Source organism: Streptosporangium minutum, from assembly GCF_002149035.1.
Lineage (GTDB): Bacteria > Actinomycetota > Actinomycetes > Streptosporangiales > Streptosporangiaceae > Streptosporangium > Streptosporangium minutum.
The window spans coordinates 1-25,623 of sequence record NZ_NGFP01000057.1; the positions used below are offsets into that span (position 1 = coordinate 1).

At 68.2% G+C, this 25,623-nt stretch carries 28 protein-coding genes; 13 read left to right on the top strand and 15 right to left on the bottom strand.

The features are described 5' to 3' along the window. From CA984_RS49265 to CA984_RS14770, 3 genes are all read right to left on the bottom strand, one after another. The coding region (locus CA984_RS49265) for a DUF3040 domain-containing protein (protein WP_207620872.1) at positions 1 to 276 on the bottom strand (276 nt) is incomplete at its 3' end. A gap of 243 nt (positions 277 to 519) precedes the next feature. After that, the gene (locus CA984_RS14765; protein WP_341351714.1) at positions 520 to 849 is read right to left on the bottom strand and encodes a response regulator transcription factor; all 330 of its coding nucleotides are present in this window, start codon (positions 847 to 849) and stop codon (positions 520 to 522) included. 106 nt (positions 850 to 955) lie between these two features. Continuing rightward, positions 956 to 1,714, bottom strand: a complete 759-nt coding sequence (locus CA984_RS14770; RefSeq protein ID WP_086572306.1) for a GbsR/MarR family transcriptional regulator — start codon at positions 1,712 to 1,714, stop codon at positions 956 to 958. Between the two features lie 282 nt (positions 1,715 to 1,996). Between CA984_RS14770 and CA984_RS14775 the strand changes: the two genes are divergently transcribed. After that, positions 1,997 to 3,226 carry a serine hydrolase domain-containing protein gene (locus CA984_RS14775; RefSeq protein ID WP_086572308.1) on the top strand — a complete coding sequence of 410 codons (1,230 nt, stop codon included), beginning with the start codon at positions 1,997 to 1,999 and terminating at the stop codon, positions 3,224 to 3,226. Positions 3,227 to 3,769: 543 nt separating this feature from the next. On the opposite strand, the gene CA984_RS14780 is transcribed toward CA984_RS14775, so the two are convergent. Continuing rightward, positions 3,770 to 4,429 carry a TetR/AcrR family transcriptional regulator gene (locus tag CA984_RS14780; protein ID WP_086572310.1) on the bottom strand — a complete coding sequence of 220 codons (660 nt, stop codon included), beginning with the start codon at positions 4,427 to 4,429 and terminating at the stop codon, positions 3,770 to 3,772. A gap of 176 nt (positions 4,430 to 4,605) precedes the next feature. Here CA984_RS14780 and CA984_RS14785 point away from each other — a divergent pair, with 176 nt between their 5' ends. The 4 genes from CA984_RS14785 to CA984_RS14800 all read left to right on the top strand — a co-directional run bounded on the left by CA984_RS14785 (position 4,606) and on the right by CA984_RS14800 (position 8,513). Then, positions 4,606 to 5,724 carry a serine hydrolase domain-containing protein gene (locus CA984_RS14785; protein ID WP_242675953.1) on the top strand — a complete coding sequence of 373 codons (1,119 nt, stop codon included), beginning with the start codon at positions 4,606 to 4,608 and terminating at the stop codon, positions 5,722 to 5,724. A 410-nt stretch (positions 5,725 to 6,134) separates the two neighbouring features. Further along, complete coding sequence (locus CA984_RS14790; RefSeq protein ID WP_207620873.1) at positions 6,135 to 6,491, top strand: hypothetical protein; 357 nt, start codon at positions 6,135 to 6,137, stop codon at positions 6,489 to 6,491. A 186-nt stretch (positions 6,492 to 6,677) separates the two neighbouring features. Next, the gene (locus CA984_RS14795; RefSeq protein ID WP_165781256.1) at positions 6,678 to 7,445 is read left to right on the top strand and encodes an AraC family transcriptional regulator; all 768 of its coding nucleotides are present in this window, start codon (positions 6,678 to 6,680) and stop codon (positions 7,443 to 7,445) included. A 162-nt stretch (positions 7,446 to 7,607) separates the two neighbouring features. Further along, on the top strand, positions 7,608 to 8,513 hold the full coding sequence (locus tag CA984_RS14800; protein WP_086572314.1) for a sterol desaturase family protein: 906 nt from the start codon (positions 7,608 to 7,610) through the stop codon (positions 8,511 to 8,513). Positions 8,514 to 8,547: 34 nt separating this feature from the next. Here the strand turns inward: CA984_RS14800 and CA984_RS14805 are convergent, their stop codons facing one another. Together CA984_RS14805 and CA984_RS14810 are read right to left on the bottom strand one after the other, a co-directional pair. Further along, entirely contained in the window at positions 8,548 to 9,246 is a 699-nt protein-coding gene (locus tag CA984_RS14805) for a carboxylesterase family protein (RefSeq protein WP_133061660.1), read from the bottom strand. A gap of 36 nt (positions 9,247 to 9,282) precedes the next feature. Next, positions 9,283 to 10,665, bottom strand: a complete 1,383-nt coding sequence (locus tag CA984_RS14810; protein ID WP_086572319.1) for an MFS transporter — start codon at positions 10,663 to 10,665, stop codon at positions 9,283 to 9,285. A gap of 229 nt (positions 10,666 to 10,894) precedes the next feature. Between CA984_RS14810 and CA984_RS14815 the strand changes: the two genes are divergently transcribed. From CA984_RS14815 to CA984_RS14825, 3 genes are all read left to right on the top strand, one after another. Next, on the top strand, positions 10,895 to 11,752 hold the full coding sequence (locus CA984_RS14815) for a helix-turn-helix transcriptional regulator (protein WP_086572377.1): 858 nt from the start codon (positions 10,895 to 10,897) through the stop codon (positions 11,750 to 11,752). Between the two features lie 170 nt (positions 11,753 to 11,922). Next, positions 11,923 to 12,264: an oligopeptide/dipeptide ABC transporter ATP-binding protein gene (locus CA984_RS14820; protein ID WP_423229308.1), complete on the top strand. Its 342-nt coding sequence runs from the start codon at positions 11,923 to 11,925 to the stop codon at positions 12,262 to 12,264. 80 nt (positions 12,265 to 12,344) lie between these two features. Further along, the gene (locus tag CA984_RS14825; protein ID WP_165781257.1) at positions 12,345 to 13,178 is read left to right on the top strand and encodes a CPBP family intramembrane glutamic endopeptidase; all 834 of its coding nucleotides are present in this window, start codon (positions 12,345 to 12,347) and stop codon (positions 13,176 to 13,178) included. Between the two features lie 315 nt (positions 13,179 to 13,493). On the opposite strand, the gene CA984_RS14830 is transcribed toward CA984_RS14825, so the two are convergent. Then, complete coding sequence (locus tag CA984_RS14830; RefSeq protein WP_086572328.1) at positions 13,494 to 14,312, bottom strand: CPBP family intramembrane glutamic endopeptidase; 819 nt, start codon at positions 14,310 to 14,312, stop codon at positions 13,494 to 13,496. A 30-nt stretch (positions 14,313 to 14,342) separates the two neighbouring features. Beyond that, on the bottom strand, positions 14,343 to 14,726 hold the full coding sequence (locus CA984_RS14835; RefSeq protein WP_242675954.1) for a serine hydrolase: 384 nt from the start codon (positions 14,724 to 14,726) through the stop codon (positions 14,343 to 14,345). Between the two features lie 561 nt (positions 14,727 to 15,287). Here CA984_RS14835 and CA984_RS14845 point away from each other — a divergent pair. After that, the gene (locus CA984_RS14845) at positions 15,288 to 15,584 is read left to right on the top strand and encodes a TipAS antibiotic-recognition domain-containing protein (protein WP_242675955.1); all 297 of its coding nucleotides are present in this window, start codon (positions 15,288 to 15,290) and stop codon (positions 15,582 to 15,584) included. Positions 15,585 to 15,674: 90 nt separating this feature from the next. Continuing rightward, on the top strand, positions 15,675 to 15,869 hold the full coding sequence (locus tag CA984_RS48680) for a hypothetical protein (protein ID WP_207620874.1): 195 nt from the start codon (positions 15,675 to 15,677) through the stop codon (positions 15,867 to 15,869). 33 nt (positions 15,870 to 15,902) lie between these two features. Here the strand turns inward: CA984_RS48680 and CA984_RS47140 are convergent, their stop codons facing one another. Further along, positions 15,903 to 16,043 carry a hypothetical protein gene (locus CA984_RS47140; RefSeq protein WP_207620875.1) on the bottom strand — a complete coding sequence of 47 codons (141 nt, stop codon included), beginning with the start codon at positions 16,041 to 16,043 and terminating at the stop codon, positions 15,903 to 15,905. Positions 16,044 to 16,096: 53 nt separating this feature from the next. Here CA984_RS47140 and CA984_RS14855 point away from each other — a divergent pair, with 53 nt between their 5' ends. Next, entirely contained in the window at positions 16,097 to 16,519 is a 423-nt protein-coding gene (locus CA984_RS14855) for a DUF6924 domain-containing protein (RefSeq protein WP_086572335.1), read from the top strand. Positions 16,520 to 16,913: 394 nt separating this feature from the next. Here the strand turns inward: CA984_RS14855 and CA984_RS14860 are convergent, their stop codons facing one another. The 3 genes from CA984_RS14860 to CA984_RS14870 are packed head-to-tail and all read right to left on the bottom strand — an operon-like array spanning position 16,914 to position 19,824. Beyond that, on the bottom strand, positions 16,914 to 17,672 hold the full coding sequence (locus CA984_RS14860; RefSeq protein WP_086572337.1) for an ABC transporter permease: 759 nt from the start codon (positions 17,670 to 17,672) through the stop codon (positions 16,914 to 16,916). Then, positions 17,669 to 18,613, bottom strand: a complete 945-nt coding sequence (locus CA984_RS14865; protein ID WP_086572379.1) for an ATP-binding cassette domain-containing protein — start codon at positions 18,611 to 18,613, stop codon at positions 17,669 to 17,671. The genes CA984_RS14860 and CA984_RS14865 overlap by 4 nt, the downstream gene beginning before the upstream one ends. Positions 18,614 to 18,618: 5 nt before the next feature. Then, positions 18,619 to 19,824, bottom strand: a complete 1,206-nt coding sequence (locus tag CA984_RS14870) for a cytochrome P450 (protein ID WP_086572339.1) — start codon at positions 19,822 to 19,824, stop codon at positions 18,619 to 18,621. Between the two features lie 149 nt (positions 19,825 to 19,973). Between CA984_RS14870 and CA984_RS14875 the strand changes: the two genes are divergently transcribed. After that, positions 19,974 to 20,657 carry a helix-turn-helix domain-containing protein gene (locus tag CA984_RS14875; RefSeq protein ID WP_086572341.1) on the top strand — a complete coding sequence of 228 codons (684 nt, stop codon included), beginning with the start codon at positions 19,974 to 19,976 and terminating at the stop codon, positions 20,655 to 20,657. A gap of 460 nt (positions 20,658 to 21,117) precedes the next feature. On the opposite strand, the gene CA984_RS14880 is transcribed toward CA984_RS14875, so the two are convergent. Beyond that, positions 21,118 to 22,833, bottom strand: a complete 1,716-nt coding sequence (locus CA984_RS14880; RefSeq protein WP_133061661.1) for a hypothetical protein — start codon at positions 22,831 to 22,833, stop codon at positions 21,118 to 21,120. Positions 22,834 to 23,103: 270 nt separating this feature from the next. Further along, complete coding sequence (locus tag CA984_RS14885; protein ID WP_086572345.1) at positions 23,104 to 23,763, bottom strand: class I SAM-dependent methyltransferase; 660 nt, start codon at positions 23,761 to 23,763, stop codon at positions 23,104 to 23,106. Between the two features lie 427 nt (positions 23,764 to 24,190). On the opposite strand from CA984_RS14885, the gene CA984_RS14890 reads away from it, so the two are divergent. Continuing rightward, positions 24,191 to 24,727, top strand: coding sequence for a hypothetical protein (locus tag CA984_RS14890; protein ID WP_086572347.1), 537 nt, complete (start codon positions 24,191 to 24,193; stop codon positions 24,725 to 24,727). A 314-nt stretch (positions 24,728 to 25,041) separates the two neighbouring features. Here CA984_RS14890 and CA984_RS47145 read toward each other — a convergent pair whose 3' ends face one another. Beyond that, positions 25,042 to 25,404: a hypothetical protein gene (locus CA984_RS47145; protein ID WP_086572350.1), complete on the bottom strand. Its 363-nt coding sequence runs from the start codon at positions 25,402 to 25,404 to the stop codon at positions 25,042 to 25,044. Positions 25,405 to 25,623 lie beyond the last annotated feature (219 nt).

The window sequence follows — 25,623 nt, forward strand, 5'->3', positions numbered from 1 at the left end:
GGCGGAGGTTCTGCGCGGGGGGAGGGGGGTGAGCAGATGCGTCGCCAACGGCGCCGTGACCAGGCCCGCCGCCAGGAGCAGGCCCTGCGGCAGCACCATGCCCGTGACCAGCATCGTCACAGAGAGCACCAGCAGAGCCAAGGCCAGGCCGCGCCGTCGCGGGTATGCGCGCGGCTGGCGTGGGCGCCCTGCTTCCCGGGCGCGAGCGACCTGCGGATCGCTCGGCTGCATCTGCTCCTCAAGAGCGTGCAGCGGGTCGGTGCCGGACTGTGCCACGACTCCTCCTTCCGGGCCGGCAGGGCAGGGGCTCTATGCCACCATCACATGCACCTAGCGGCATCACCATCGGGTCCAGCACCCATTTCCGCAGGTGAACGGACCCCATTCGCATCGGACGGCATCTGTATGCCTGCCGCGACGGACAGCGGACGGGGACAGCTATGCCCTCAACCGGTCTCCGCGGAAGGCGCGGATCTCGACCCACACCCATCCCCTGCCGGGGCAATGTCCGGGCAGCGGTCAGGGCTCGATCAGGCCGGTACGGATGGCATGCCGGGTCAACTCCAGCCGGTCACGCAGGCCGAGCTTGGCCAGGATGTTGGCGCGGTGCCGTTCCGCGGTCTTGACGCTGATGAACAGCATGTCGGCGATCTGCTTGCCGGAGCGGCCCTCGGCGATGAGTTTGACGATCTCCTCTTCGCGCGGCGTCAGGACGGTGTCGGGAATCGGCTCGCCCCGCTGGTGGCGTTGCAGGTAGTCGCGGATGAGGGCGGTGATCGCGCCCGGGTAGAAGAACGGTTCGCCACGCATGGCGACGCGGCAGGCCTCCAGCAGGTCGCGGTCGGCCACCGACTTGAGCACATGTCCGCTGGCAGCGAGGAAGCGGGTGCAGGCGGTGCGGTGAGCGTGCGCGGCGGTACGGATGACCGTGTCAGGACGGCAGGACGGCAGGACTCTACTCGCGAGTATTGGGGCTAAGCCGTGAACGATCTATCGCTCGCCTCGACATGAAATCCTGCCGCCACTGCTCGGCAGCGTGAATCAAGTTTTGGCTGACATGCTCGAAGAACTGGCTCATGTCCTGCAGTCGGACGCCGGCGGGAGTGCTGGGGTCTAGGATTTCGGCTCCGTCACGGGCGAGATCGGCCATTATGGCGTTCTGCCGGGCGCTGACCAGCCAGGCTCGGTACCAGACGTCAGGGTCGATGACGTACCGGTCGCGCCGGCGGTGCGGCTCGCGTTCACGCCGGATCAGTTCGTGTTGTTCGAGTTCGCCGATGGCCTTGGAGATGGATGCCGGGCTGACCTGGAGACGCTGGACGAGTTCAGCGGCGGTGAGGCTCCCGCTGTCGATGGTGTACAGGCAGGCGAGTACCCGGGCGGTCATTCGCGGCAGCCCTGTCGCGGTCATCGCTGCGATGAGTCGTTCCTCCAGGGCGTGAACCGCTTGGGGGTCTCGCCCGGGTGCGCCGGTGGCAGCCGGTGGCACCGGGGCCGGGGTGGGGGCCTGCTTGCGCCGGCGAGCCCGGCCTTCGGTCGCCTGATGTGCTCGGTCGGCCTGGTAGCCGTCGGCTCCACCGTTGCGGGTCACCTCCCGGGTGATGGTGGAGATCGGCCGTTGCAGGCGCTTGGCGATCTCGGTGTAGGTGAGTCCTTCGATCAGTCCCGCGGCAATGTGCTGGCGGTCCTGGTGCGTCAGTCTGCCTCCCGGCATTAGGCGTGCCTCCTGTCGCTGTGCCGTGCCCGGTCCGCTTGATGTGTCCGCGGGCGGATGGACAGTATTGCGTTTGTCGGCACCTCATTGCAAGTGCATTCATTCGACTTGCATTTATTCACATGCTCATTGCAAGTTTGACGGCTATCACCTGCATGACTTCCGAAAATTGTGTTGCCAATTTTGTGAATGCAAGATAGCTTTTTGTTCGCACTGAATGCGTACTATCGCGAGCGAGGCGATCAGAGTCGCGCTGATGTCCATCGCCTGGAAGGAATCGACATGACCAAATCTCTCCCCTCAACGGCAGGGCTGCTCATTGCCGCCGTCGCGTTGACGCAAGCCGCGACGTCGATCCCCGCGGCATCTGCCTCCGCGGCGGACACCCCCGCCCACACCCAGATCCAGCAAGCGCTCGACCAGGCCGTGGCCGACGGTGCGTCCGGCATGGTCGCCGAGGTTCGCGACCCGCGTGGGCGGTGGTTCGGCTCGGCGGGGGTGGCCGACACCCGAACCGGCCGCAAGCGTCAGCCGCACGAGCGGTTCCGTATCGGCAGCGCCACCAAGCCGTTCACGGCCACCGTGGTCCTGCAACTGGTGGGCGAAGGGAAGCTGAGCCTCGACGACACCGTCGACAAGTGGCTGCCGGGCCTGGTCAAGGGCAACAACAACGACGGTGGCACGATCACCATCAGGCACCTGCTCAACCACACCAGCGGGATCTTCAACTACGGCAACGATCAGGAGGAGTTCGCCAAGTTCTCCGGCCCTGCGTGGCTTGAGCACCGCTATGACACCTACACCCCCGAGCAGCTCGTGCGGATCGGCCTGCGCAATCCGCGCTCCTTCGCGGCACCGGGTGACGGCTTCGTGTACTCCAACACCGGCTACATCCTTGCCGGGATGATCGTCGAGAAGGTGACCGGCAAGACGCTCGCCGGCGAGATCTCGCGGCGCATCGTCCGTCCGCTGGGCCTGACCGGGACGTACCTCCCCGGCCTGGAGACGAAGATACGCGGCCCACACCCACGGCACTACTCGACGTTGTTCGCCGCCGAGACCGACGCCAAGGTCTACGACGTGACCGACCAGAGTGCCACCACCGGCTGGGCGGCCGGCGGCATGGTCTCCACGATCGGTGATCTCCACCGATTCACCAGCGCGCTGCTGCGCGGCAAGCTTCTCCCGGACGCCCAGCAGCGGGAGATGTTCACCATGGTCAAGACTGGGATCAAGATGCCGGACGGCACCTGGAAGGACACGTGGATCCCGGACACCACGTACGGTACCGGCGTCTTTTCGTGGGAGCTGTCGTGCGGTGTGAAGGTCTGGGGCATCGGCGGCGCCATCACCGGCGGGTTCTCCTTCGCGATGGGCACCCGGGACGCCAAGCGCATGATCGCCACCAACATGAACATCGACCGGTATGGCCGGTACAACTCGCTTGACATGGTTAAGACTGTGATCCAGGCCGAGTTCTGCCCATCCGGTTCCCCGACGCGAAGCAATTGACGATCAAGCGTGGATGGGGAGCGCTGAGTCGGTGCCGGCATGTGGCGTGCTGACGGTTCCCACCGTGCCCGGCCAGGAAACCGAGGCCGACAGCGCGCAGCCGGGTCAGCTTGTCGATCGCGGTCTTCACCGAGGTCGATGAGCCGTCCCGGGCGGGGCTGACCGGCCACTCCAGCCGGGTCATCCCCAGCCCCGCATCCACCACCAGCATCCGTTCCAGGTCGGCGCGGACCTCCGCCGTCAGCAGGTGCCCCACCATTCGCCGAGGGCTCCGAGCGGTGGAGCGATCCGTGAGCTCGGCTGCTGGACGGGGATGCCTGGCAGCAGGCGCGGCCACGCATCCTCACCTCGCTGGAGCTGGAGCTGGAGGTCGAGTCGGCCGGGCGTCTGGCCGAGCTCGCCGGTGCGCTGGAGGGCGCCTATGCCCGGGTGCTGGACGGGTTCGGCGCCAACACCGCGGTGCAGCTCGTCGGCGGCCGGCTGCAGCCGGAAAAGCTCGGCGCGGTGGTTCAGACGCGGTGTGCAGCAGCGCGGCCAGGTCGGCTAGCTCAGGCGGATCGCGGCCTCGATGTGGGCGAGTTGGACGGCGAGGATTTCTTCGAACGCGGCGCGGCGGTCCACCCCGAGAGGGCGGACGTCGCGGGCGAAGTGGGCCAGGGCTGGGAAGTGTTCGGGGTCGGCGCCGAGTACCGCGACGCGGAACAGCTCCATGCCTTGTTCGTATTCGTCGGGGGTGAGGGCGCTGATCCCGGCCTCGGAGGCGATCAACGCGGCGATGAGGACCGCGATGCGGTGGTAGCGCGCCGGGATCTGCTCGTCGGGCAGTCCTGACGCGCGCAGCGCCTGCAGTGTCTCTTCCATGACCAGTCGGGAACCGGTGCCGCCTGAGGCGTAGCGTCCCCAGACCGCGGCGAGCTGGGGATGCTGACCGAAGGCCTTTCTCACGCGCAGGGCCAGGGCGGTGATGCGCTGCTTCCAGTCGCCCTCGGGGTGGTAGCCGTCCATGGCGGCCAGGAGGATCCGGTCGGCGACCGCGCGCAGCAGTTCGGTCTTGCTGCGGAAGTGCCGGTAGAGGCTGGAGGAATCGGTCCCGAGCACCGCGGCGAGCTTGCGCACACTGAACGACTCGGCGTCGCTCGTGCGCAGCAATTCCGCCGCCGCATCCAGGATCTCCTCGGTCGACCAGCGCCTTCGGCCTGCCATTTTGCTCCTCTCGCCGGGTCCCAGCCTAACGTATGCACTCGATGTTGCACGCACTGCGTGCATAATGAGGGCATGGGCGCATCGGACGGCCGGGCAGCGGTCGGCCGACGTGCCGTGTTCCGCGAGCCGTCGGGCCAATGCGGAGCTCATCCGAGAAAGACGAAAGGGCACATGTCGTGAGGAACCTGCTGGATCCCGCAGAGCTGAACACCGCCATCGAGAACGTCCACCGCGCCGGGGTTCCGGGCTTGTTCGCCGAGGTGCGCGCCGAGGATCAGGTCTGGCGCGGCGCCGCCGGGGTCGCCGACCTCGCCACCGGCCGCCCTGTCACCGCCGACATGCGGCACCGTGTCGGCAGCATCGCCAAGACCTTCACTGCCGCCGCGGTCCTGCAGCAGGTCGAGAGCGGTCAGATCGGGCTCGACGCTCCGATCGGGCACTACCTGCCGAAACTGGTCCCGGGCGAACGAGGTGATGCGATCACGGTCCGGATGCTGATCAACCACACCAGCGGCCTCGCCGAATACCTCCCCTACGCCTACCCCTCCCTCAAGCCGTTCCCCGTCCTCGCGGACACCAGGCCCCAGAGCTTGGACGACCACCGGTTCACCCGGTTCGATCCCGCTGAACTGATCGAGATGGGGGTCACCGCACCCGCCTTCAGCGCCCCGGGCGGCACGCCGGGGCTGTACTCCAACACCAACTACCTGCTCCTCGGTCAACTCCTGGAACAGGTGACCGGTACCACGGCCGAGAAGTACATCACTCAGAACGTCATCGAGCGCGCCGGGCTCCAAGACACCGAGTTTCCCGATGAGCCGCATCTCAGCGGGCCGCACTCGCAGATGTACGAGGCATGGTTCGGCATGATCGACCCACCGCGGGACTTCAGCGTCTTTGACATGTCGTATGCGGGTGTGGCGGGTTCGCTGGTATCGACCGTGGCCGATCTCAACCGCTTCTTCGGCCTGCTGTTCGCCGGCAAGATCGTCAGCCAGTCGTCGCTGGCGCAGATGCAACGCACCGTCACGGTCATTTCCCAGGAGGGCAAGACGATCGAGTACGGCCTCGGGGTGTATCCGATGGAGGTCCCCGGCGGCGCCACCTTCTGGGGCAATGGCGGCACGGTCTGGGGCGCCGGAGCGATCTCCATGACCAGCGCCGACACCAAGCGGCAGATGTCCGTCGCGATGAACCTGCAGAGGTGGAGCAGGCTCGACTCCTCGGGCAAGCCGCAGCCTCACCCCATCGACGACGCGCTCGCAGCCCTGTACGGCTTGGCGATGGACGGCTGACCGGGCCGGAGAAAGTCGCTTTCACCGCAGCACGTTCTGCACGGTGACGCCGCAGGCTCTTGGCGGTGATGCTGACGAAACGGTGATGCTGACGAAGGCGTGCGACTATCTCGCCAGCCCCGACCCGCGCCGAGTCGTGGAGACGGCGGTCAGGGCGAGCCTTCGTCAGCATGCCTGCCTTGCTCCGCGAGACGAGCGAAGGCCGCGCAGGTAGAGATCCTCGGGTTTCTCCGGAGGGCCCTCGTCGGCTGACAGGGGCCGCGCCACGAAGACAGGAGAGCGATGACCACGACCGACTCTGCGCCGACGAGGGGACAGTCCCCATCCTCACTGGACGCCGATGACGCGGGGGACAGTCCGTGGCAGGGTTGCTGCGCCCTTACCGGTGAAGCTTCGCCACCGTTGTCATCTTGCAGGTGATCGGCGCTGTCGCGGGTCTGGCGCCGCTGCTGGCGGTCGTCGAACTGGGCCGCAGCCTGCTGTCGTCCGGCCCGATCGATCATGGTCATGTCTGGTCCGTCGTGATCGCCGGTGCGGCCGGCTTGCTCGTCCGCCTGCTGTTCACGGCTGCGTCGTCCGGAATCGGGCATCTTCTCGACGGCCGGGTGCAACTGTCGTTCCGCCGGCACCTGGCCGCGCGGCTACCGCATCGTCTTTCTCGACGGCGGCCGGATCGTGGAAGAAGGCCGCCACGACGAGCTGCTCCGCCGCGCCGGCCGCTACGCCGACTTCTGGGATGCTTCCTGACACCGGCGGCACATGACTGAGCCGGTAAGTCCTGCGCGGGCTGCTTCAGAGAGCGTTTCGCAGCTGTCGCCTCACCGATGACGCGGGTGTTGAGAACCGAAGGCTGATTGACACTGAGATGACCAGCCTCGCGAACACATAGGGTGGCGATGGTTGCTCAGCACTCCTTTGCGGCTGGTGCCGCGGACCCGGGTGGAGGACCAGGAATGCCGCGTGGCGAGCAGGCGCAGGCAGCGCGTTGGGCGGGCACGGCCATGGCCTCCTCGGGCCTGCTCGCCTTCACCGGCGCGATCGGGTCGGCCGAACCGCACGCGCACGCCGCGGTGCAGGTCCTGCTGGTGCTCGACGGCGAGGTGATGCTGACCGACCGGCACGGCCACCAGCGCCGGACCGAGGCCGCGATCATCCCGGCCGGTGTCCGGCACGAACTGCGAGCCGCCCCCGGCGCTCATGGCCTGCTGGCCTACCTCGATCCGGCCCATCCGGCTGCGCGCGCGGCCGGTGCCCGCATCGCCACGGCCGGAGATGCGGACATCGTGAGCACCTGGCAGGTCGCCGCCCGCCCGCTGGCCACCGCCGCGGTCACCGGCCCGGCGACTCTGTCCGGCGTGCTGTGCTCGATCGGGCCAACCGCCGACACGAGAGGAATTCCCGCCGTTTTGTCCCGCGCGCTGGAGGCGGTCCCTCAGCTCATCGACGGGCCGCTGCTGCTGGGCGAGCTCGCTGCCCGGGTCGGGGTGTCGGCCAGCCGGCTGGGGCATCTGTTCGCCGAGCACCTGCAGCTGCCGTTTCCGGCCTGGCGGCGCTGGGCCCGCCTGCTGCACGCGATCGAGGCGGTGCGCGGCGGCGCCACGCTCACCGAGGCCGCGCACGGTGCCGGCTTCGCCGACAGCTCTCACCTGACCCGCGTCTGCCACGAGATGTTCGGCCTGGCCCCCTCCCACCTGGTCCACCTCGTACGCCCCGCTGCCTGACGCCTGCTGTCTGAGGCCCGGCCCAAGACGTCGTCCGGAGCGTGACCCGAAACGACGTCAGCCGGCCCCGCCCTGTCGCCTGGCAGGACCGGCATGGCCTGGATCGCAGCCCAGCGGATTCATCCAAGCCCGAGGGGGCCGGCGGCCGCGACGCTGATGCGCATGCTGAAATCTGTTGTCCGCTATGGCTACGTGCCGTTCATGCTGCTGGGCGTCAACGGCGCCGCCATCGCCCTGGCCGCCACCGGCGCCTCCAAGCTGTGGCTGATCGGCCTGCTGCCGGCCGCGATCGGCTGTTCGTTCGCCGCCGAACGAGCCCTGCCGTACGAGGCGGAGTGGAACAGCCCGGCCGGAGACGGCGGCCGTGACGTCGCCCACGCCGGCGTCAACGAGTTACTACTGCTCATCAGCGTGGGCGTCATCCCGGTGCTGGCCGCCACCGTCACCGTCGCCGACGTGTGGCCGCACTCCTGGCCGTTCGTGCTGCAGGTGCTGGTCGCGGTTTTGATCGCCGACCTCGGCATCACGCTGACCCACTACGCCAGCCACAAGATCAGCCTGCTGTGGCGTTTCCACGCCGTCCACCACTCGATCAAGCGCTTCTACGGCTTCAACGGCCTGATGAAGCACCCCCTGCACCAGACCCTTGAGATGAGCGCCGGCGTCGCCCCGCTCATCCTCATCGGCCTACCGGTCGACGTCGCCTCCGCGCTGGCCCTCGCCGTCGCCGTCCAGCTGCTGCTGCAGCACTCCAACGCCGACTACCGCATCGGCGCCTTGAAGTACGTGCTCGCGCTCAACGAGGGTCACCGCTTCCATCATCTGAAGTGGGCCGGCGTCGGCGACGTCAACTTCGGTCTGTTCACCCTGGCCTGGGACCACCTGCTCGGCACCTTCTCCTACGACCCGGCCCGGCGCTTCACCTCCGAGCAACTGGGCATGGCCGCCAAACCCGACTACCCCACCGCCTATCTGGCCCAGCTCGCCGAACCCTTCCGCGCCTCCGGCGCCTGCCAGGCGGAGCCCACCGGGCATGCACCCGCCGTCCAGGAGCGGGCGGTGAGGTGATCCGGCCCCACGCCGGACCCCTGGGAGCGGGCGGTCAGGCGCCGGCACCGGGACCGGCCTCCTCGGCCGGCACCCGGTAGACGCCGGCCAGGCGGTCCCAGAAGGTCAGTTTGTGGAGGGCGTCCTGATTGTAGATGCCGACGCCACCGGGGCCCGGAGCCAGGCGATGGACATGCCCGGTGCGCACGGGGCTCCAGCGCGGCAGGCCAGGAGCGTTGGGGTCGCCGGTCGCCGCGAAGCGGGACCAGTACGTGATCATCATGTCGCCGAGCTTCCGCTGCTCGCGGGTGAGCGCGGCCCCGGGGAACAGGAACGACAGTTCCGATCCGTGCGAGGCGAGCGGCTCCACGCCACCGGGAAGGGGGAAGATCGGCGGCGCCGTACGGTCGGCGAACCCGTAGGAGTAGACCGGGGTGTGCTCACTGAGCATTCGGTCACTGGCACGACCGGCCCACGCCCAGTCGAGATCGCTCAGGATCGCTGCGGCGGCCTGCACCGGCCGCCCACGGGACGGATACTCCGCCGCGATCGCCGCGGCCTTGTCACCGAAGAAGCGACGCAGGCCCTCCTGGGCCTCCCGGTGCCCTCGACGATCACTGCCTGACTTGCCATCTGCGTATCCACGCTTGCACTGTCTCAGCATCGCCGCGTAGCCCGTCGCTGCCGGCGGCAACCAGTTGTCGTTGGCCAGAAGGTGGTTGATGCCGGCTTTCAGCGCGGCGTGCAATGCCACGAACACGACACTGGACGCCGCGCGGGATTCTTCGTGTCAGCGCCGGGGCAGGGCGAGCGCGCATAGGGCGAACGTGATGGCGAATGCTGCCTGGACGAGCATGCAGATCGCCAGCGCGCTCATGTAAGCCTGACCTGTCGGGGCTGTGGAACCGGCCAGGGCCGCACCGAGTAGGCCTCCGGCGACGGCGACGCCGAGGCCCATAGCGGCTTGCTGTGTGGTTTGAAACACGCCGGATGCTGCTCCCGCGGATGCTGGAGAGATCTCGGCGATCATCGCTCCGACGAGCGGCCCGAACATGAAGGCCTGACCGACACCGACTCCGACGAGGAGGGCGGCGAACGTCCACGAGTTCAGGCCGGCACCCTGGAGGAACACGGAGACGGCTGTGATGCTCAGGAGTGCGGCTTGGATGAGTCCGCCGATGCTGAGGAGCCTGCGGAACCCGAAACGGGGCGCGAGCTTCCCCGACCAGATCGACACGGTAAGGAAGCACAGGGAGAACGGCAACAGCACCAGGGCCGCGTGCATGGGAGACCATCCGAGCCCCGTCTGCGTGGAGATCGCGTAGAGGAACGTGAACGCACCGAACGCGGACTGGAGCATCAACGCCATCATCAGCCCGATCCGGTAGGAGCTGAGTCGAAACACGGGCGGCGGAACGAGCGGAACGCGGTCACTGCGGTGCAGCCGTAACTGCCACCGCCAGAACGCTGCGAAGAGCACCGGCGTTGCCCCCAGCAGCGCCCAGCACCAGACCGGCCAGCCCAGTGCGCCGCCCTGGGAGATCGGGATCATGAGTGCCAGCAGGGCGAGCCCGAGCAGTGCCGTCCCGATCAGGTCGAGCGACCGGTGGCTGGGCGCACTGGTATCGGGCAGCCGGCGCAGCGCAGCACCGAACGCGATCACGCCCATGAGCACGCTCATCGCGAAGACCATGCGCCAGGGGGCGCCGAGCAGGGGGACGGACAGCAACAGGCCGCCGAGGACCTGACCGATCGCCGTGGCCCCGCCGGCGGTCGCACCGAACAGCGCGACAGCACGGGCACGTTCAGGCCCCTGGGTGGACGCCGTGATCGTCGCCAGCACCTGGGGAACCATGGCCGCCGCAGAGATCCCGGTGAGAGCCCGCGCGGCGATCAACACGGTGATGCTCGGGGCCAGGGTCGCGACCAGGGAGAACAGGGTGAAACCGGCCATGCCGAACAGGAAGAGTCGGCGTCGCCCGTACAGATCCCCGAGCCTGCCCCCGAGGACCATCGGAACGGCGAACCCCAACGCGTACACCGACACCACCAACGACTGCTCGGCAGCCGTGGCCCCCAGGGAAGCACCGATGTCGGGCACGGCGATACCCGCCGCCGCGAAACCGGCCACCGACAACAGCAACGCCGACAGTGTCGTCAGGAGCCGGCCCATCCCCAGCCCCGGAGTCGGGGGCTCCGATGGACCCGGTGCAGGCGGCGGCGCGGCACGGTCGTTCTCCCTGTCAGGTTCGCCTGTGCGGGAGGAGGGGTTGGCATGTGGTGCAGAAGATGTGGCCATGCCGTCAACCTTGAAGGGCCGCTTATCCTGGCACCAGGAGCCCATTTATGGGGGTACCAGCCACTACCTGGATACCGGGTTCTCCGTGCGGGAGGATGAAGGCATGACAGGGACCAGGCCCGCCGCGATCCGGCGCGAGCTCGGTGACTTCCTCCGCAGCCGGCGCGAACGAGTGACCCCGCAGCAGGTAGGTCTCCCGTCCACAGGGCGACGGCGGACACCCGGACTACGGCGCGAAGAGGTCGCCGTCCTCGCGGGGGTCGGCGTCACCTGGTACACCTGGCTCGAACAAGGCCGGCCCATCAACGTCAGCATTCATGTCCTGCAGGCGATCGCCCGAGCCCTGCATCTGGATGACATCGAGAGACGGCACCTGCACCAGCTCGCCGGATCAAGTACGCCGAAAGCCGAGCCCACCGAATGTGCCCCGGGACTCACCGCGGCGTTTCAACCTGTCCTGGACAAGCTCGACCCGTTCCCTGCGTGCCTGCAAACGCCGCTGTTCGATGTGGTGGCATACAACCGTGCCTACCGGTTCCTGTTCACCGACCTTGACCTCATCCCACCTGGTGAACGCAACTGCGCGGTGCAGTTCTTCACCGACCCCGACTGGCGCAGCCGCTACATCGACGGTGAGCTGGTTGCCGCCCGGATGGTCGCAAGAATGCGCGCCGAAGTCGGCACCGGCCTCGGCGCCCCTGCCGCTGCCGGAGTCGTTGACGACCTTCGGGAACGATCAGAGGAGTTCGCCCGACTGTGGGCTCGCCACGACGTACTGCCCCAGCAGTACGAGACAAAACGCCTCGACAGCCCTCTTGTCGGGCAGCTTCAGCTGAACTTTGTCTCCACCAGTGTTTCGGAGACGGGACACCGGATGACCGTGATGACGCCGGCCGATGAGTCCACCTCCCTACGTCTGACCCAGATGGCAGACCTCACTGTCGCGACCACGCGGATGTGACACCTGAAGAAGATCGCCGCTCGGGGCGGGGAGGTCGTCCTGGTTGACGGCACCCGCATCTCCACCCAGAGACGCACCGGCAGAGCCAACCGTCCCAACTCGGGGTGACGGTAAGAAATGCACCACACGGCCCAAACGGGGAGCGTCGCCGCAGGTCACGGCAGGTAACGGTGATACCGCCGAGGGCGGGTTCCCGATCGGGCTGGTTCGTCGAGTCGGGACCCGTCGAAGAGGTGCTGAAGGCGTCCAAGCACCCCTACACGCAGGCGCTGCTGTCGGTGCTGCCCGAGTCGCCCGAGCGGGTGGTGCTGACCGGCGGGCCGCCCGACCCGACGCGCATCCCCGGCGGCTGCCGCTTCCACGCCCGCTGTCAGGTGCCGGCGTCGGGCAAGGCGGCGTCGGAGGGGGCGGACGGCGGGTGCAGGCCGGAGCTACTCCAGGTGCTGCCTGCCGTACCGGAGGCACAGGCCGTCTGCTATTTCGCGGAAAGATCGGTCCCGACCTCGGCCTGATCGTGTCAACACAAGGGATGACGTCCGGCTGGTTCCACGGCAGGAGGAAACGGGCCTGAGCCGGGACAATCATGAAACACATGTCGAGAACCGGCCTCTTGACGGGGGCGGGCCTGGCGGTGTTCGTTCTGGCCTACACGTCACTGATCCTCACCGGCAACACCGTGATCCGCCTGTCGGCCGATCCCGGCGCCACCGGCGTCTCCCTGTGGGCGGCGCTGCTGCCGCAGCTGGCCGCGGTGCTCCTTGCCATGCTCGTCGCGCCGCGCGCGGCCTTACCCCAGCCGCTGTCCGGCCTGCCGCGGCCGAGGCTGGTCAAGGAGACCTGGCTGCTGCTCGCGGCGGCGGTCGCCTTCCCCATCGCGGTGGCGCTCGTCGGCCGGGGGCTGCTCTACCCCGTCGCTAAGATCACGATCCTGGTGGTCGTACCGCTGGTCGGGTTCAGGCTGATCAGAGGGGACGGCCTCGCCGCCGGATCCATCCCCAGGCCGGTGACATGGCTGGCCCCGCTGCCCGCCGTCGTCGCGTGGTTCCTGCTGGCGGAGGTCAGTCCGCTGTCTCCGCCGCTCACCCAGCAACTGCCCGATCCCGTCACGCTCGCCGTCGGCTCGCTGATCACCCTGCTGACGGCGAGCGTGCTGGAGGAGTTCTTCTACCGGGCTTGGCTGCAGACAAGACTGGAGGCCCTGTACGGCAGATGGCCCGCGATCCTCGCCTCCGCGCTGCTGTTCGCCGCGATGCACGTCAGCCACATCAACCCCGAGGCCATCGGCGTCGGCATCGCCTCCGTCGTGGCGGCGCAGGGGATGTTCGGCCTGATGCAGGGCTACCTGTGGGGGCGCTACCGCAACATCTGGGTGATCATCCTCATCCATGCCATCGTCAACCTGGTCTACGTGGACATGTTGATCTGACGCTTGAGCATGATGGGAGCAGCGTCGACTTGCCCGCTCCATTGATGCCGACGGGGCCGATGATGTCGCCTGGGGCGACCCTGGAAGAGGTGCTCCCTGTTTGGGCCGTGTGGTGCATTTCTTACCCTCACCCCTGGCGCCGCACCATGAGCCGGCTCAGCTTCGACGACATGCTCGCCCTGCTCCGCCGCATGATCATCGCCTCACGATTTTCCGCTACCCGCCCGCGCAGCCCGACCTCGCGAAAGTCGCGGACGAGGCTCTGGCTTGGGCTTACGCAACGGGATAACGGCCAAGCTCGAGCAAGGAATCAACTTAACCTTCAATAGGCCCGCGGACGAGCTGCGCCCGGCTCGGGCGCATCAGCCACATGGCAGCGGCAAGCGTGAGCACCCAGCCGATCACTTCGATGAGCAGGTGATCCGTTGCGTCGGGGACGGATTGCAGCAGGTACACCCGGACGCTGTTGATCGCTCCGTGCGTCAAAACCGCGGGCCAGACACTCCCCGACTGCCAGCGAAGTGCGAGCAACAGCGGCGCCCATGGCAGCATGCCCGCGAAGTAGACAACGATGTCCCAGGGTGGTCGATCACCGATGACGGCGAGGACCGGCAGGTGCCAGACGATCCAGACCAGACCGCTGACAAGGGTCAGCGGCCAGAATCCCCATGACGCGGCGCGCGTCGCCAGCCAGCCGCGCCAGCCGAACTCTTCGCCGATGGCGAAGACCGACTGCATGAGGAAGACCGGAACGATCCACATGGTCGCCGCGAAGATCTGGTCAAGTGGGTTGAGCTGCCAGATCCCCGATGCCAGTGCGATGGCGGTTTGGATCGCGGCGATCGCGGCGATGAGGCCGATGCCGATGCCGGCCCACTTGGGTGTGCCGCGCCACCTGGTGGCGAACGTCTCTCGGAACGTTCCGGGTCGTCGGGCAAGCCACATGGTGATCGCTGCGAGCAGCGGGGTCAGTTGCAGGATCGGAGTGATGAGGTTGTAGAGGTCCGTCGGGACGAGCCGGAAGACCATCGGAACGGACAGCGCGAAACACAGCAGGACGGCGATCGCGAAAAACCACGTGACATCGATAATGGTTGATCTGGCAGAACTGGAGCGTGTGGGGGACGCAGTCATGATGACCTCGTTTCGTGCGGGCGTGAGGATCTAGCTCGATGCGCGTACGGTGATCTTGGTGTAGCGCGGATCGGCCGTCTTGAACTCGGGGAGAACCTTGATGACCGGGTCGTCCGGGGAGAATCGGTCCGTCAGCAGCATGATCGCCGTCGCCGTCATCGACTTGCTCAAGGGCGCGGTACGGAACCGGGTCCGGGGCGTCACCGCGTTGCCGTCCCCGTCCCGGCCGCCGACGGTCGTCTCGACCGACGACCCGTCGATCACGGCCGCCGCGACGCCCGGCGTGCCGTAGACGGAGCGGTAGTCGTCGACCAGCCGTTCGCCGGTGGCATGGGCCGGTGCCGACCAGCCGAGCAGTACGGCGAGCACGAAGAGGGAGATCACCAGCGGAAGGCGTAGACGTGGAAAGGACACGACGTCGAACCTAGGCCGGGCGTCACCGGCAGACATCACCCCGCGGGGTGAGACGGCACCACCCGGCAGGATGGAATCTCAGCCAGGCAGATCGCCGCGGTCCACGAGCCCGTTCTCGTACGCGTGGAGGGGGCCCGGTAGTAATGGCGGAAAATCCAACGAATATGGATCCAACCTGCATCGATAGAGCTTGGCCCGTCGTTCCACGATCATGTTTCCCAAAGAGTCTCCGCAGGTCAGCAGCAACATTGTTGGATGAACCGCCATTACTACCGGGACCCCACGCCATACGCTCGGCGGGGGAGTGTCAGTGCGCGGCTAACGCTAGGCGGCGGCGCTGGATGACGGCGATGGTGATCGTGGGGATCAGGGTCAGCGCGGCGATGGCGGCTCCCACCACGGCGGGACCGGTGGCGCCGAGCGTGGAGTCGAGGGCGCGACCGGCGATCCAGGACCCGGCCGCGGTGCCGACGTTGAACGCCGAGACACTCAGGGCGGAGGCCAGGGTGGGCGCAGTCCGCGAAGCGCGTCGCGACCTACGGCAAGAAGCAGTGGGAGCAGATCAACCGCGACAACGCGGCGATCGAGGCGCGGATCCGTGAGCTGATGGACGCCGGCGCCGACCCGTCGAGCGAGGCGGCGATGGACGTGGCCGAGGCGCAGCTGCAGCACATCGCCTGCTGGTTCTACGACATGACGCACGAGCTGCACGTTCAAAAGAGCCACCTGTACGTGGAGGACCCGCGTTTCCGGGTGGGCATCGAGGCCAACACCCGGCCGGGCGCGGCGGAGTGGCTGCAGGAGGCGATCAAAGCCAACGCTGCGGGCGCCGCCGAGGCTCCGACCACAGCCGGGTGACTGGTCTGCCATGCCGACCTGGTTCGCAGGTCAGGCATCTCCGTTGGAAATTTCCCCCGTACTACCGGGACCCCCGTCTGCGAGGGTCTTGTGGACGACGCCGATGGAGATCTTGACGCCGACGGCGATGGTGCGGATGGATTCCCCGCGCCGGCGACGGGCGAGGATGACGGCGCGTTTGCCGTCGTCGACCACGGGTCGGCGGCCACCGACCCGGCCGCGGCGGCGGGCCGCCTCCAGGCCGTCCTTGGTCTTGCGGACGATGTCACGGCGCCGGTCCTCTGACAGGGCCAGGGCCGAATCGAGAAACAGGGAGCGCTAGGTGTGCTCGCCGGCCGCGATGCCCTCCAGCACCTTGACCGCGATGCCGCGCTGGAACAGGTCGCTGAGGACGATGAGCCCCAGCTCGGTGGCCGCAGCGAGCCGGCCGGCGAACCCCTCACAGTGTTCGAGCGCCACTACGGTCGTCGGTGAGCTTGCGGAGCCACTGGCTCTGCCTCGAAGATCGTCTAATGGACATGTTGCCCCAAGCCGACGCGCTGCTCGTGGTGCGTACCGACTTCTCTGACCAGGAACGATGGCAGGCCGTACGCGACTCGCTCGGCGACATCGACAAGGACGGCTGGGCAAAGGAGTTCTCGGACCAGGTGAAGGTCGTCGAGGACCCCGCCTGTCAAGGCCTCACCTCGCAGCAGCTCCTCGCCCTGCTCCCGGACGGCTACAAGGACCCGCTCTTCGTCATCGCCGACAAGGTCACCATCGATTCGCAGGAGATGCCGTTCCTGGTCATCGAACTGGAATGCACATGGGAGATGCGTGTCATCCCCTCCGAGCTCCCCGCGATTCATGCCAACCTCTCCATCGGCAACATGGATTTCGGCGAGTTCGCCGAGAGCGCCGATGCGGACGGCGTCTTCCGCGGGTTCCACGGCTGAACCGCTGCGCCGCCGAGAAGCACGGAACGTCACCAGTAGGACCTAGGGGAACGGCAACTCGCCACAGCTGAGTGGGCGACTCCACCAGTATCGCGGGCCTGATGGGTCAGATCTCGTCCTCCTCGGCGGCGTCGGGGTCGCGTAGGTTGCGAATGGCGCCGGGGGCCAGATCGGGCAGGGTACCGCGACCGCCAACCGGGCCGCGGACTTCGCCGGCTGCTGCTCGACCCCCGCGACCTCACGGATCAGCAGCGCGCCACCGCCATGGAGCGGAATCAGCCCGACGATCATCGGTAGGGCGTCGACGGCGATGTCGCCCAGCAGATACTCGCCGACCAGCGGCGCGAGAACCAGCAGGGCAGGTGCTGAAGAATGTGTTTGAACACGTCTACCCTCACCGGTTGTAGAGCCTGCGAGCCCACAGATAACTGACCAGGGCGATGCCCGCGCTCCACACAGCCGCCTCCAGGAAGCTGGACCCGGCCGGACGCCCGGCCAGCAGCGCGCGCAGTGTCTCGATGACAGGGGTGGTCGGCTGGTGCTCGGCGAACCAGCGCAAACCGGCCGGCATCGACTCGGTCGGGACGAAGCCGCTGCCGAGGAACGGCAGCAGCATCAGCGGCATCGGCAGGTTGCTGGCCGTGGCCACATTCTTGGTGACCATGGCGAGCGCGACCGACAGCCAGGTGATCGCGAAGGTGAACATGGCCAGCACACCGACCACGCCGAGCCAGTCCAGCACCGAGGCGGACGGGCGGAACCCGATCAGCAACGCCACCACGGTCACCATGGCAATCGCGAGGAACGTCTGCACCATCGCCCCGAGTACGTGCCCGGTGAGCACCGAGACGCGGGCGATGGCCATGGTCTTGAACCTGGCGATGATGCCCTCGATCATGTCGGTCGCCACCGAGATCGCGGTCCCCTGCGCGGCCCCGACGATCGTCGTGATCATGATGCCGGGGGTGAGGTAACCGACGTAGGCGGCGCGGTCGGCGCCGATGCCCGCGCCCATGGTGCCGCCGAAGACGTACACGAACAGCAGCAGGAACACCACGGGCACGGCCGCGAACGTGAGGATCACGGTGGGGTAGCGCCAGATGTGTTTGACCTGGCGCCGCAGCATCGTTGCCGAGTCGGTGATCGCTCTCATCGGGAGGGCTCCTTGGCCGAGGGCTCCTGGGTCAGGGTGAGGAAGACGTCGTCCAGGTCGGGGGTGTGCACCGACAGCTCGGCGACGTCGATGGCATGCGTGTCCAGCCACTCCAGGAGCTTCCTCAGCGTCCTGACTCCGCCGGAGTCGGGGATCTGGACGGTGAGCGCCGCGTCGTTGCTGGAGGTGGCGCCGACGTGGCCGACCGCCCTGCGGTACCCGTCGGCGTCGGCGAAGCGCACGACGATGTGGCCGCCGGGGACCATTCGCTTGAGCTCCCGCGGGGTGCCCTCGGCCACCAGCCGGCCCTGGCTGAGCAGCGCGATGCGGTCGGCGAGTTCGTCGGCCTCCTCCAGGTATTGGGTGGTCAGGAAGATGGTCACGCCGTCCTGCTGGACGAGGTCCCGGACGATCTGCCACATGGTGCGGCGGCTGCGCGGGTCCAGGCCCGTGGTCGGTTCGTCGAGGAAGATGAGCCTGGGCGTGCCGACCATGGTCATGGCGAGGTCGAGCCGGCGGCGCATGCCGCCCGAGTAGGTGACCGCGGGCTTGCGCGCGGCATCGGTGAGGTCGAAGCGCTCCAGCAGTTCGCGGACGCGCCTGCGGCCCTTGGTGCGGCCGAGGTGGAGCAGGTCGGCCATGAGTCGCAGGTTCTCCTCGCCGGTGAGGAAGCTGTCGACCGCGGAGAACTGGCCGGTGACGCCGATCGCGGCACGCACCTCGTCGGGTTCCTTGGCCAGGTCGTGCCCGGCGACCCAGATCTCGCCCGCGTCGGCCTTGATCAGGGTGGACAGGATCTGCACTGTGGTGGTCTTGCCCGCGCCGTTGGGGCCGAGCAGCGAGAAGATGGTGCCCTGCGGGATGGTGAGGTCGATGGCGTCCAGGACGCGGTGGGCGCCGTAGGACTTACGCAGCCCTGTCACCGAGACGAAGGTTCGCATCACGTTCACCTCCGGTCCCAGGTGACGGGCAGGCTGTGCACGCCGTAGACCTGCGAGGGGTCGGTGCGCAGCGACAGCTCTTCAGCCGGTACGGCGAGCCGCAGCGTCGGGAAGCGGGTGAGCAGCGCGGGAAACGCGACACGCATCTCGATGCGGGCAAGCTGCTGACCGAGGCACTGATGGACGCCGTGGCCGAAGGCCAGATGCCCGGCGGCCGAGCGGCGCAGATCGAGCACGTCGGGGTCGGAGAACTTGGCCGGGTCCCTGTTGGCGGCGTTGATCGCGATGACGACCGTGTCGCCCGCCTTGAGCTGCCTGCCGCCGAGCTCCACGTCCTCCAGCACGCCGCGCATACCGGTGGCGGCGACGGACAGGTAACGCAGCAGCTCCTCCACGGCGCCGGCGGCCAGGTCGGGGTCGGCGCGCAGGGCGATGAGCTGGGCCGGGTTGCGCAGCAGGGCGAAGGTGCCGAGCGCGAGCATGTTGGCGGTGGTGTCGAGCCCGGCGCCGAGCAGGAACGCGGCCACGCCGCCGAGCTCCTCGTCGGTCAGGTCGCCGCCGGTGGCCAGGTCGCTGAGCAGGTCGTCGGTCGGCTTGGCTCGCTTGGCGAGCGCGAGCTCCCGCAGGTAGGTGCCGAGCTCGACGAAGGCGGCGTACTGCGCCTCAGCGGTCCCGGCGTCCGGCAGGGCCCGGGTGGAGCTCTGGAACTGGTCGCGGTCCTCGTGCGGCACGCCGAGCAGCTCACAGATCATCAGCGCTGGAACCGGCTGCGTGAAGACCTCGACGAGGTCGGCGGGCGGCCCCTGCCGCTCCATCGCGTCGAGCCGCTCACGGGTGATCTCGGTGACCCGCTCGGTGAGCAGATTCATCCTGCGGACGGTGAACTTGCCCGCCAGCAGCTTGCGGAAGCGGGTGTGCTGGGGTGCGTCCATGCCGGTCAGGTCGCCGACGGGGGCGGGCGGCAGGTGCCCGCCCGCCAGGGGGTGGTAGTGGGTTTCGTAGCGGGAGCTGAACCGCGGGTCGGCGAGGATCTGGCGGACCAGGTCGTATCCGGTGATCATCCAGACGCCGGGGGCGCCCTCGGGGGCGGCCAGGCGGGCGATTGGCCGCTCTGCGCGCAGGGCGGTGAGCGAAGGGGCGGGATCGAAGGGGCAGGCGGGTGCGCGGTCGAGGGACGGAGTGACCGGCTCGTCGCGATAGTACGTGTTCATCACAATTGAAAGCTACGGTGCTTTCAGAAATTCTGTCAATTGATCGAGGCGCATAAGTGCAGGTCAAAGCCAATAAATTGATGCGTTGACACTGAGGCTAAATGCAATTAAACATTGCATTGTGTGATGCCGAACGCAATAGTGGTGTCATGTCAGAAGGAAGGTTGACCCGGCAGGAGCGCCAGCGCATCGCGACCGGCCTCGCCGAAGGTCGCTCCTACGCCGAGATCGCCAGGCGGCTGAACCGGCCGACCTCGACGATCAGCCGTGAGGTCGGCCGCAACGGCGGCCCCAGTGACTACCGCCCCGAACGGGCGCACCAGGCGGCAGCGCGGCGGGCGCGGCGCGGCACCCCGGCACGTTCGCCCGAGGCCGAACCCCAGGACCGCAAGGTCTTCGAGGTGGAAGAGGGAGCCGTCGAGCTGGCGATCGGGATGGGCCTGCCGAAGATGATGGCGCGCGTGCTCATTGGCCTGTGGCTGAGCGAGGACGGCAGGCTCACTGCGGCCGAGCTGTCGCGCGGGCTGAAAGTCAGTCCCGCCTCGATCTCCACGGCGGTGGGCTACCTGACCCAGCAGGGGCTGATCAGACGCGAGCGTGATCCGCGGCGGCGGCGCGACATCTACGTGGTCGACGACGACGCCTGGTACCACTCGACGATGATCAGCTCGCGGCAGACGCTCGCGGCGGCGGAGATCGCGAAGGCGGCGGGGCAGACGCTCGGGCTCGACACGCCCGTGGGACGCCGCCTGGCCAAGGGCGGTGCGTTCCTGGAGCGGATCAGCCTGGACGCTCTGGCGTCGGCCGAACGCTGGCGCGACCTGCCGCCGTGATCAGACCGCAGGGGATTGTGCCCCGGATTCCAAGCGCTGTCGTCCAATCGCCCCTCAACACGGCCTGTCGTCAACGAAGCCGCCATGAAGTACATCCTCAGTCCAGCCCCGAACCGGATGCCGGGCAGCACCTCACCAGGTCTGTCCTGGGGGACACCCGTCCGCAAGGCTTTGTGTCATCTCCCACTGACATCTCGTCACGCTCAACAGCCACCAGTCGTCGATGACGCCCGGCATAACTGACATCAAGTCCGCGCGCGACAGCCGCGTACTTGGTGTTGCACGCCCGGTTGTTGTCAGTGGCCTGCGCCCGGTTGTTGTCAGTGAAACCCGGTCTTCAGGATTCTCATCGACCTTCCGATAAGTCCGGCGGGGTGGGGAGGCGCTGCGTACCGTGGTCCGATCGCCGCCCACCACAGCGGTGTCTCCCGAACACCCCCATCTCCGAACCGGTCCCCGGTCACGGGCGGTGGACGATCTTCTTCGTGGAGCGGCCGGGATAGACGATGATCAGGTGTTCCTCGACGGGCGCGTCGGGGTCGTCCTCGTCCCACTCGAACGAGCGGGCGTAGACGCGCATCCGGTAGCGGCCGGGGCCGTCGACGGCCAGGCTGGGCAGCGGCCGGATCGCTCCGCTGTCGCCGCCCTCGGGGTAGGGCGGGACGACCAGACGGCCGGTGCGGCTGACGAGGCCGACCTCGACCACCCGGTCCCAGCCGTTGAGCCGCAGCGGCGGGGCGGCGCCGAAGGCCTTGACCGTGAGGCACATCGGCGCGTTCTCGCCGTCGGTCGTGATGGCGGCGCTGCTGCCGCCGGCGTCGATGAACCCGTCGTCGATGGCCTTGAAGATGTCGCCGCCCGCGCCTTCGGTGTGGTCGCGGTCGTCGAAGACGGCGTAGCCGCCCCCCTCGAAGAGCAGGTACGCGGCCGTGCCCTGCCGCTCGGCCCGCAGCCTCGGCCAGGGGTCGGTGCACCGGGCGTTCGTCTCGGCCTTCCACGCGGCCCATTCCCGCTCCCGCTCGCGTTCCCGGCGGGCGTGTTCGCGCGCCTCTTCGGCGCGCTGCCGGGCGATGACGCCGGGGCACAGGAACTCCAGGGCATCGCCGAGCTCGGCCGCATCCGCCGCCCCGCCCATCCGCCGCAGCAGCGCCTGGCGCTCCTCGGCGCCGGGCAGCGTGCACAGTTCTCTGCCGTGGGCCAGGATGCGCTGGTCCGGCAGGTCCTCGGGGAACATCGGCGTCCCGGCGGGGGTGCCGCTGCGGGCCAGGCACAGGAACGCCTGCCGCCGGTCCCGCGGCCGGGTGTCGGCGTAGGAGCCGACCTGCTCGAAGCAGTCCTCGTCGGCACCGGTGAAGCTCAGATGGGCGCCTTCCTCGGTGCCGACCGCGACGAGCGGCAGCACGAGCGCGATGGCGGCGAACCGCAGCCGCCCGCGGCCGGCGGCGGGCGGAGCGGCGGTTTCCGCGGCGGGCATGCCGCCGGGTCCGGCGAGTTCGTGCGCGGTACGCGCCAGCCACACCGTGGTCAACATGCCGAGCGTGCCCATCACGACCCCCAGGCCGTTGAACAGCAAGGACTCACTCTGGAGGGCGAGATTGCTCGCGGGGGAGGCCAGCAGGACGACGAGGGCGATCCTGCCGACATCGATCGTGGCGTTGCTCCACCGCCCGTCGCGGCGCTGCCCGATGAGGATCATCACCGTCCAGCCGCAGCTCGCCAGCCCCAGCAGGCTGATCGTCGAAAGGTCGGGATCGCCGAGGAGGAACAGCAGTGCCGGGGCCAGCACGCCGGTCAGACCGAACGCGAGAGCGACGACCCGGAACCGGGCCGAGACCCCGCCGACGACCCGCGTCAGCAGGACCACCGTGACGGCCCACAGCAGCAGGCTCCCGACGTCCTCCACGGCGTCGGATAGTTCTTCGACGAGCTCCCAGACCACCAGGTCGCCAGCGACGCCCGCATACAGCAGGCGCCGCAGCCAGACCACGCTGCGCGCCAACCCCTCGGCGCACGGCAGCGCGGGACCGCGCAGCACCTGCCACAGCATCCACGCGTTGAGCCCGCAGATCCCGGTGAGCAGGGGCCCGAGCCAGCCTCCCTGTGCGTAGCGCGCGTAGCGGAAGACCCAGGGGGCGGTCATCGCGGTCAACGACAGCGCCGACGGATTGCCGGACACGGCGGCGAACATCGCGGCGACGGCCGCAGCGGTCAGGTAGAGCGCGACGATGACGGCGGCTGCGCGCCCGAAGCGGTATCGGCCGGCGGCGGCCCAGATTCGTGTAACGATGCGGATGATCTTAGAGGTATGTCCCAGATGTATGTTGAGCGCCCGGTTGATGTCGGCAAAGTCCCGTCACCTCGGTTCACCCCGTTCCACCGTGTCCAGGACGCTGGACCATCACTGTCGGCTTCAGGATGCCGACCTTCGAGATCACCACCCGTACCACTACGCAAAGGCGACGACGGCGTATCTCTCGTCTTGAACAGTTCGCCCCCACAACGTGGGATCGGGCAGCGGCTCGACGTGTGCGGTCTCCACCAGCGGTCGCAGCGCCGCCAGGAGCCGCTCCGCCTCGACCCCGCCCATCCATGGCAGCGACTCCGAGTCCACCGCGTAGGAGTGGTCCTCTCCCGGTTCGGCTGTCGTCCAGCGCCCCTCGATGAGGACCAGGCGCCCACCGGGGCGCAGCAGGCCGACCCACCGGCGCAACGCCTCCTCGGGGTCGGGCAGGGTCCACAGCAGGTGACGGGAGAGGATCACATCGAAGGACGATCCCGCCTCGGCAGGCGGGTTGCTCGCGTCACCCACCAACATCAGGGCATCGAAGCCGGCCGCGGTGAGCTTGCGCCGGGCCTGCTCGACCATCAGCGGGGCCAGATCCACGCCGACCGGCCGGTGGCCCTGCTCGGCGAGCACCAGGGACAACGAGCCGGTGCCGCACCCCAGGTCCAGGACGTCGGCGGGTGAGGCCGGCATCCAAGAGCGCAGGCACTGCGCCCATGCGGCCTTGACGTCGGGGTCACGAAGGCCGTGGTCGGCCTCCTCGTCGAAGGAAGCGGCGAAGGCATCCCAGAAGGACGCGATTGAAGCAGCGGTTTCGGACATCGACGGATCATGTCATCCGCCACCGACACTGTTCCGGACCGTGTTGAGCGCCCGGTTGTTGTCAGTGAAGTCGAGCAGGGGTACCCGGCCACGGCCCTGTAGACGCCGCCGGATTAGCGATACTCCGACCTCTTTGACACCGGCTTCGGTTCCGAACTCACAGTTTCATCATGCGCGCCGACACCCAGGTCGGCAGCAGTCACGATCATCAGCAGTCCTGTCTCGCCCTACCGGACCAGCGCGGTCGCCCACGAAGGGTCGGTACGGACCTTGGTGAGAACCCGCCAGTTCTTCAGGTGCGCGAAGCCGTGCTCGACATGCGACAGTTCCGGTCCAGGCCGCCCGCAACCGCACCCGGTCGGCTTGGATGGACGTCATGTGTGCTCTTCTCCGCCCGAACCCTCAGTACGGCACCCGCGGTTCCGGAATGATCCTGACGTTCTTCGGCACCGTCTGGTGGCTCGTCGGCTCCGTCGTCCTGGACGGCTCCGCCCGTACCGCCGCCCTCGTCGCCGGAGCCGTCCTCGCCGCGACTCTGCTCGTCCTCGCTGCCCGCCGCCTCGACGGAACCGGCGGGCGCGAGGTGTACGAACGCAGCGCGCGCACCTTCAAGTGGAGCAACGTCGGCCAGGGAGTGGGGATCGCGGTCGTCGTCGTAGTCGGGAACATCACCGGCGGGTACAACTGGATACCGGCACTCATCGCGATCGTGGTCGGCGCGCACTTCTTCCCGCTGGCGCGGCCGTTTGGCCGCCTCGAGTACCGCTGGACCGGCAGCCTGCTCATCGTCGTCGGCGTGGTCGGCTGCGCCATGGCGCTCTCCGGGGCCCCGGAGACCGGGGTCCAAACCGTGGCCGGTCTGGGCTCCGCCGCCGTCCTGTGGGCCACGACGGCGTGGTACCTCGTCTCCGGCGTCCCTGACAGATCCACGCCGCGACGGCAAGGAGCCGACATAAGTTCCTGATATGTGTCACGGCCGCGATCGCTTCGATCCCGCACCCTCTCTGTCAGCGGAAGGTGTCAAGTCAACTGAGGCATCGGCTGCGTGGTGGTTAAGCTGCGTTCTCTTCCCGTTCTGCCTGCTCAGCGGCCTCCTCTGCAGGCTTGCTGATCCACGCAACCCTGGGCAGCCTGGGCAGTATCGACCTGCGCGTGAATCGCTGCGGATTCGCAGAGCGGAATTTCTCCGGCTCAGTAGAGCCTGACACAGTGGGGCTCATCCCGCCCTTGTGCCGGGGCCCCGGCGTTGATTCGTTCTGTCGCATTTCGTCGGGTTGATCAGATGGTGTAGACGGCGAAGGCGTCGTTGTGATCGAGGAGATCGCGGCGGGCATGGGCGATGTCGGCCCGGCCGGCCAAGCGGGCGGTGCTGATCGCCAGGTTGCGGAAACCGGCCAGGGCTCTGGGCGCAGTACCTGTTCTGACCTGGGAGTTGTCCTCCCGGAAGGTGACGTCTCTGACCCAGTGGAGGCGATTTTCCACTCCCCGGTGCGTGCGTTCGTAGTGGTTGAGGTGGGCGGGTGGGGCCAGGGCGGCGGGCAGGCTGGTGATGCCGTACACGATTTCCTTGCTGGTCCAGGTGCCGTCCCAGGTCACCCACGTCGCGACGCAGCCCGAAAGCTTGCCGGGCGCCGGGGACAAGCCCTCGTCTGCCTCGTGACCGGCCCCGTAGCCAGCCCCGAAGCGAGCAGCGCGTGTGCAGGACCACCTCGTGCGCGTGGAGTTCGACGCCGAGCCCGGCGAGGACGCTCGGGCGGCCGGGCTGAGGCACTTCGGCCTATTCAGGCAACCTGCTGGAAGGGTTGGCTGCGGCGCCGGCCCGGTCGTCTCCGGCGACGCCGAGACGTGCGGTCGGTCGCC

What these genes read in the sequence shown, in the direction of transcription:
- CA984_RS14795 (WP_165781256.1), top strand. Translation starts at nt 6,678, where the DNA reads ATGCCGCGTGGCGAGCAGGCGCAGGCAGCGCGTTGGGCGGGCACGGCC.
- CA984_RS14815 (WP_086572377.1), top strand. Translation starts at nt 10,895, where the DNA reads ATGACAGGGACCAGGCCCGCCGCGATCCGGCGCGAGCTCGGTGACTTC.
- CA984_RS14885 (WP_086572345.1), bottom strand. Translation starts at nt 23,763, where the DNA reads ATGTCCGAAACCGCTGCTTCAATCGCGTCCTTCTGGGATGCCTTCGCC.
- CA984_RS14770 (WP_086572306.1), bottom strand. Translation starts at nt 1,714, where the DNA reads ATGCCGGGAGGCAGACTGACGCACCAGGACCGCCAGCACATTGCCGCG.
- CA984_RS14830 (WP_086572328.1), bottom strand. Translation starts at nt 14,312, where the DNA reads ATGACTGCGTCCCCCACACGCTCCAGTTCTGCCAGATCAACCATTATC.
- CA984_RS14855 (WP_086572335.1), top strand. Translation starts at nt 16,097, where the DNA reads ATGGACATGTTGCCCCAAGCCGACGCGCTGCTCGTGGTGCGTACCGAC.
- CA984_RS14865 (WP_086572379.1), bottom strand. Translation starts at nt 18,613, where the DNA reads ATGCGAACCTTCGTCTCGGTGACAGGGCTGCGTAAGTCCTACGGCGCC.
- CA984_RS14870 (WP_086572339.1), bottom strand. Translation starts at nt 19,824, where the DNA reads ATGAACACGTACTATCGCGACGAGCCGGTCACTCCGTCCCTCGACCGC.
- CA984_RS14825 (WP_165781257.1), top strand. Translation starts at nt 12,345, where the DNA reads ATGTCGAGAACCGGCCTCTTGACGGGGGCGGGCCTGGCGGTGTTCGTT.
- CA984_RS14800 (WP_086572314.1), top strand. Translation starts at nt 7,608, where the DNA reads ATGCTGAAATCTGTTGTCCGCTATGGCTACGTGCCGTTCATGCTGCTG.
- CA984_RS14775 (WP_086572308.1), top strand. Translation starts at nt 1,997, where the DNA reads ATGACCAAATCTCTCCCCTCAACGGCAGGGCTGCTCATTGCCGCCGTC.
- CA984_RS14860 (WP_086572337.1), bottom strand. Translation starts at nt 17,672, where the DNA reads ATGAGAGCGATCACCGACTCGGCAACGATGCTGCGGCGCCAGGTCAAA.
- CA984_RS14810 (WP_086572319.1), bottom strand. Translation starts at nt 10,665, where the DNA reads ATGGGCCGGCTCCTGACGACACTGTCGGCGTTGCTGTTGTCGGTGGCC.
- CA984_RS14780 (WP_086572310.1), bottom strand. Translation starts at nt 4,429, where the DNA reads ATGGCAGGCCGAAGGCGCTGGTCGACCGAGGAGATCCTGGATGCGGCG.
- CA984_RS14890 (WP_086572347.1), top strand. Translation starts at nt 24,191, where the DNA reads ATGATCCTGACGTTCTTCGGCACCGTCTGGTGGCTCGTCGGCTCCGTC.
- CA984_RS14875 (WP_086572341.1), top strand. Translation starts at nt 19,974, where the DNA reads ATGTCAGAAGGAAGGTTGACCCGGCAGGAGCGCCAGCGCATCGCGACC.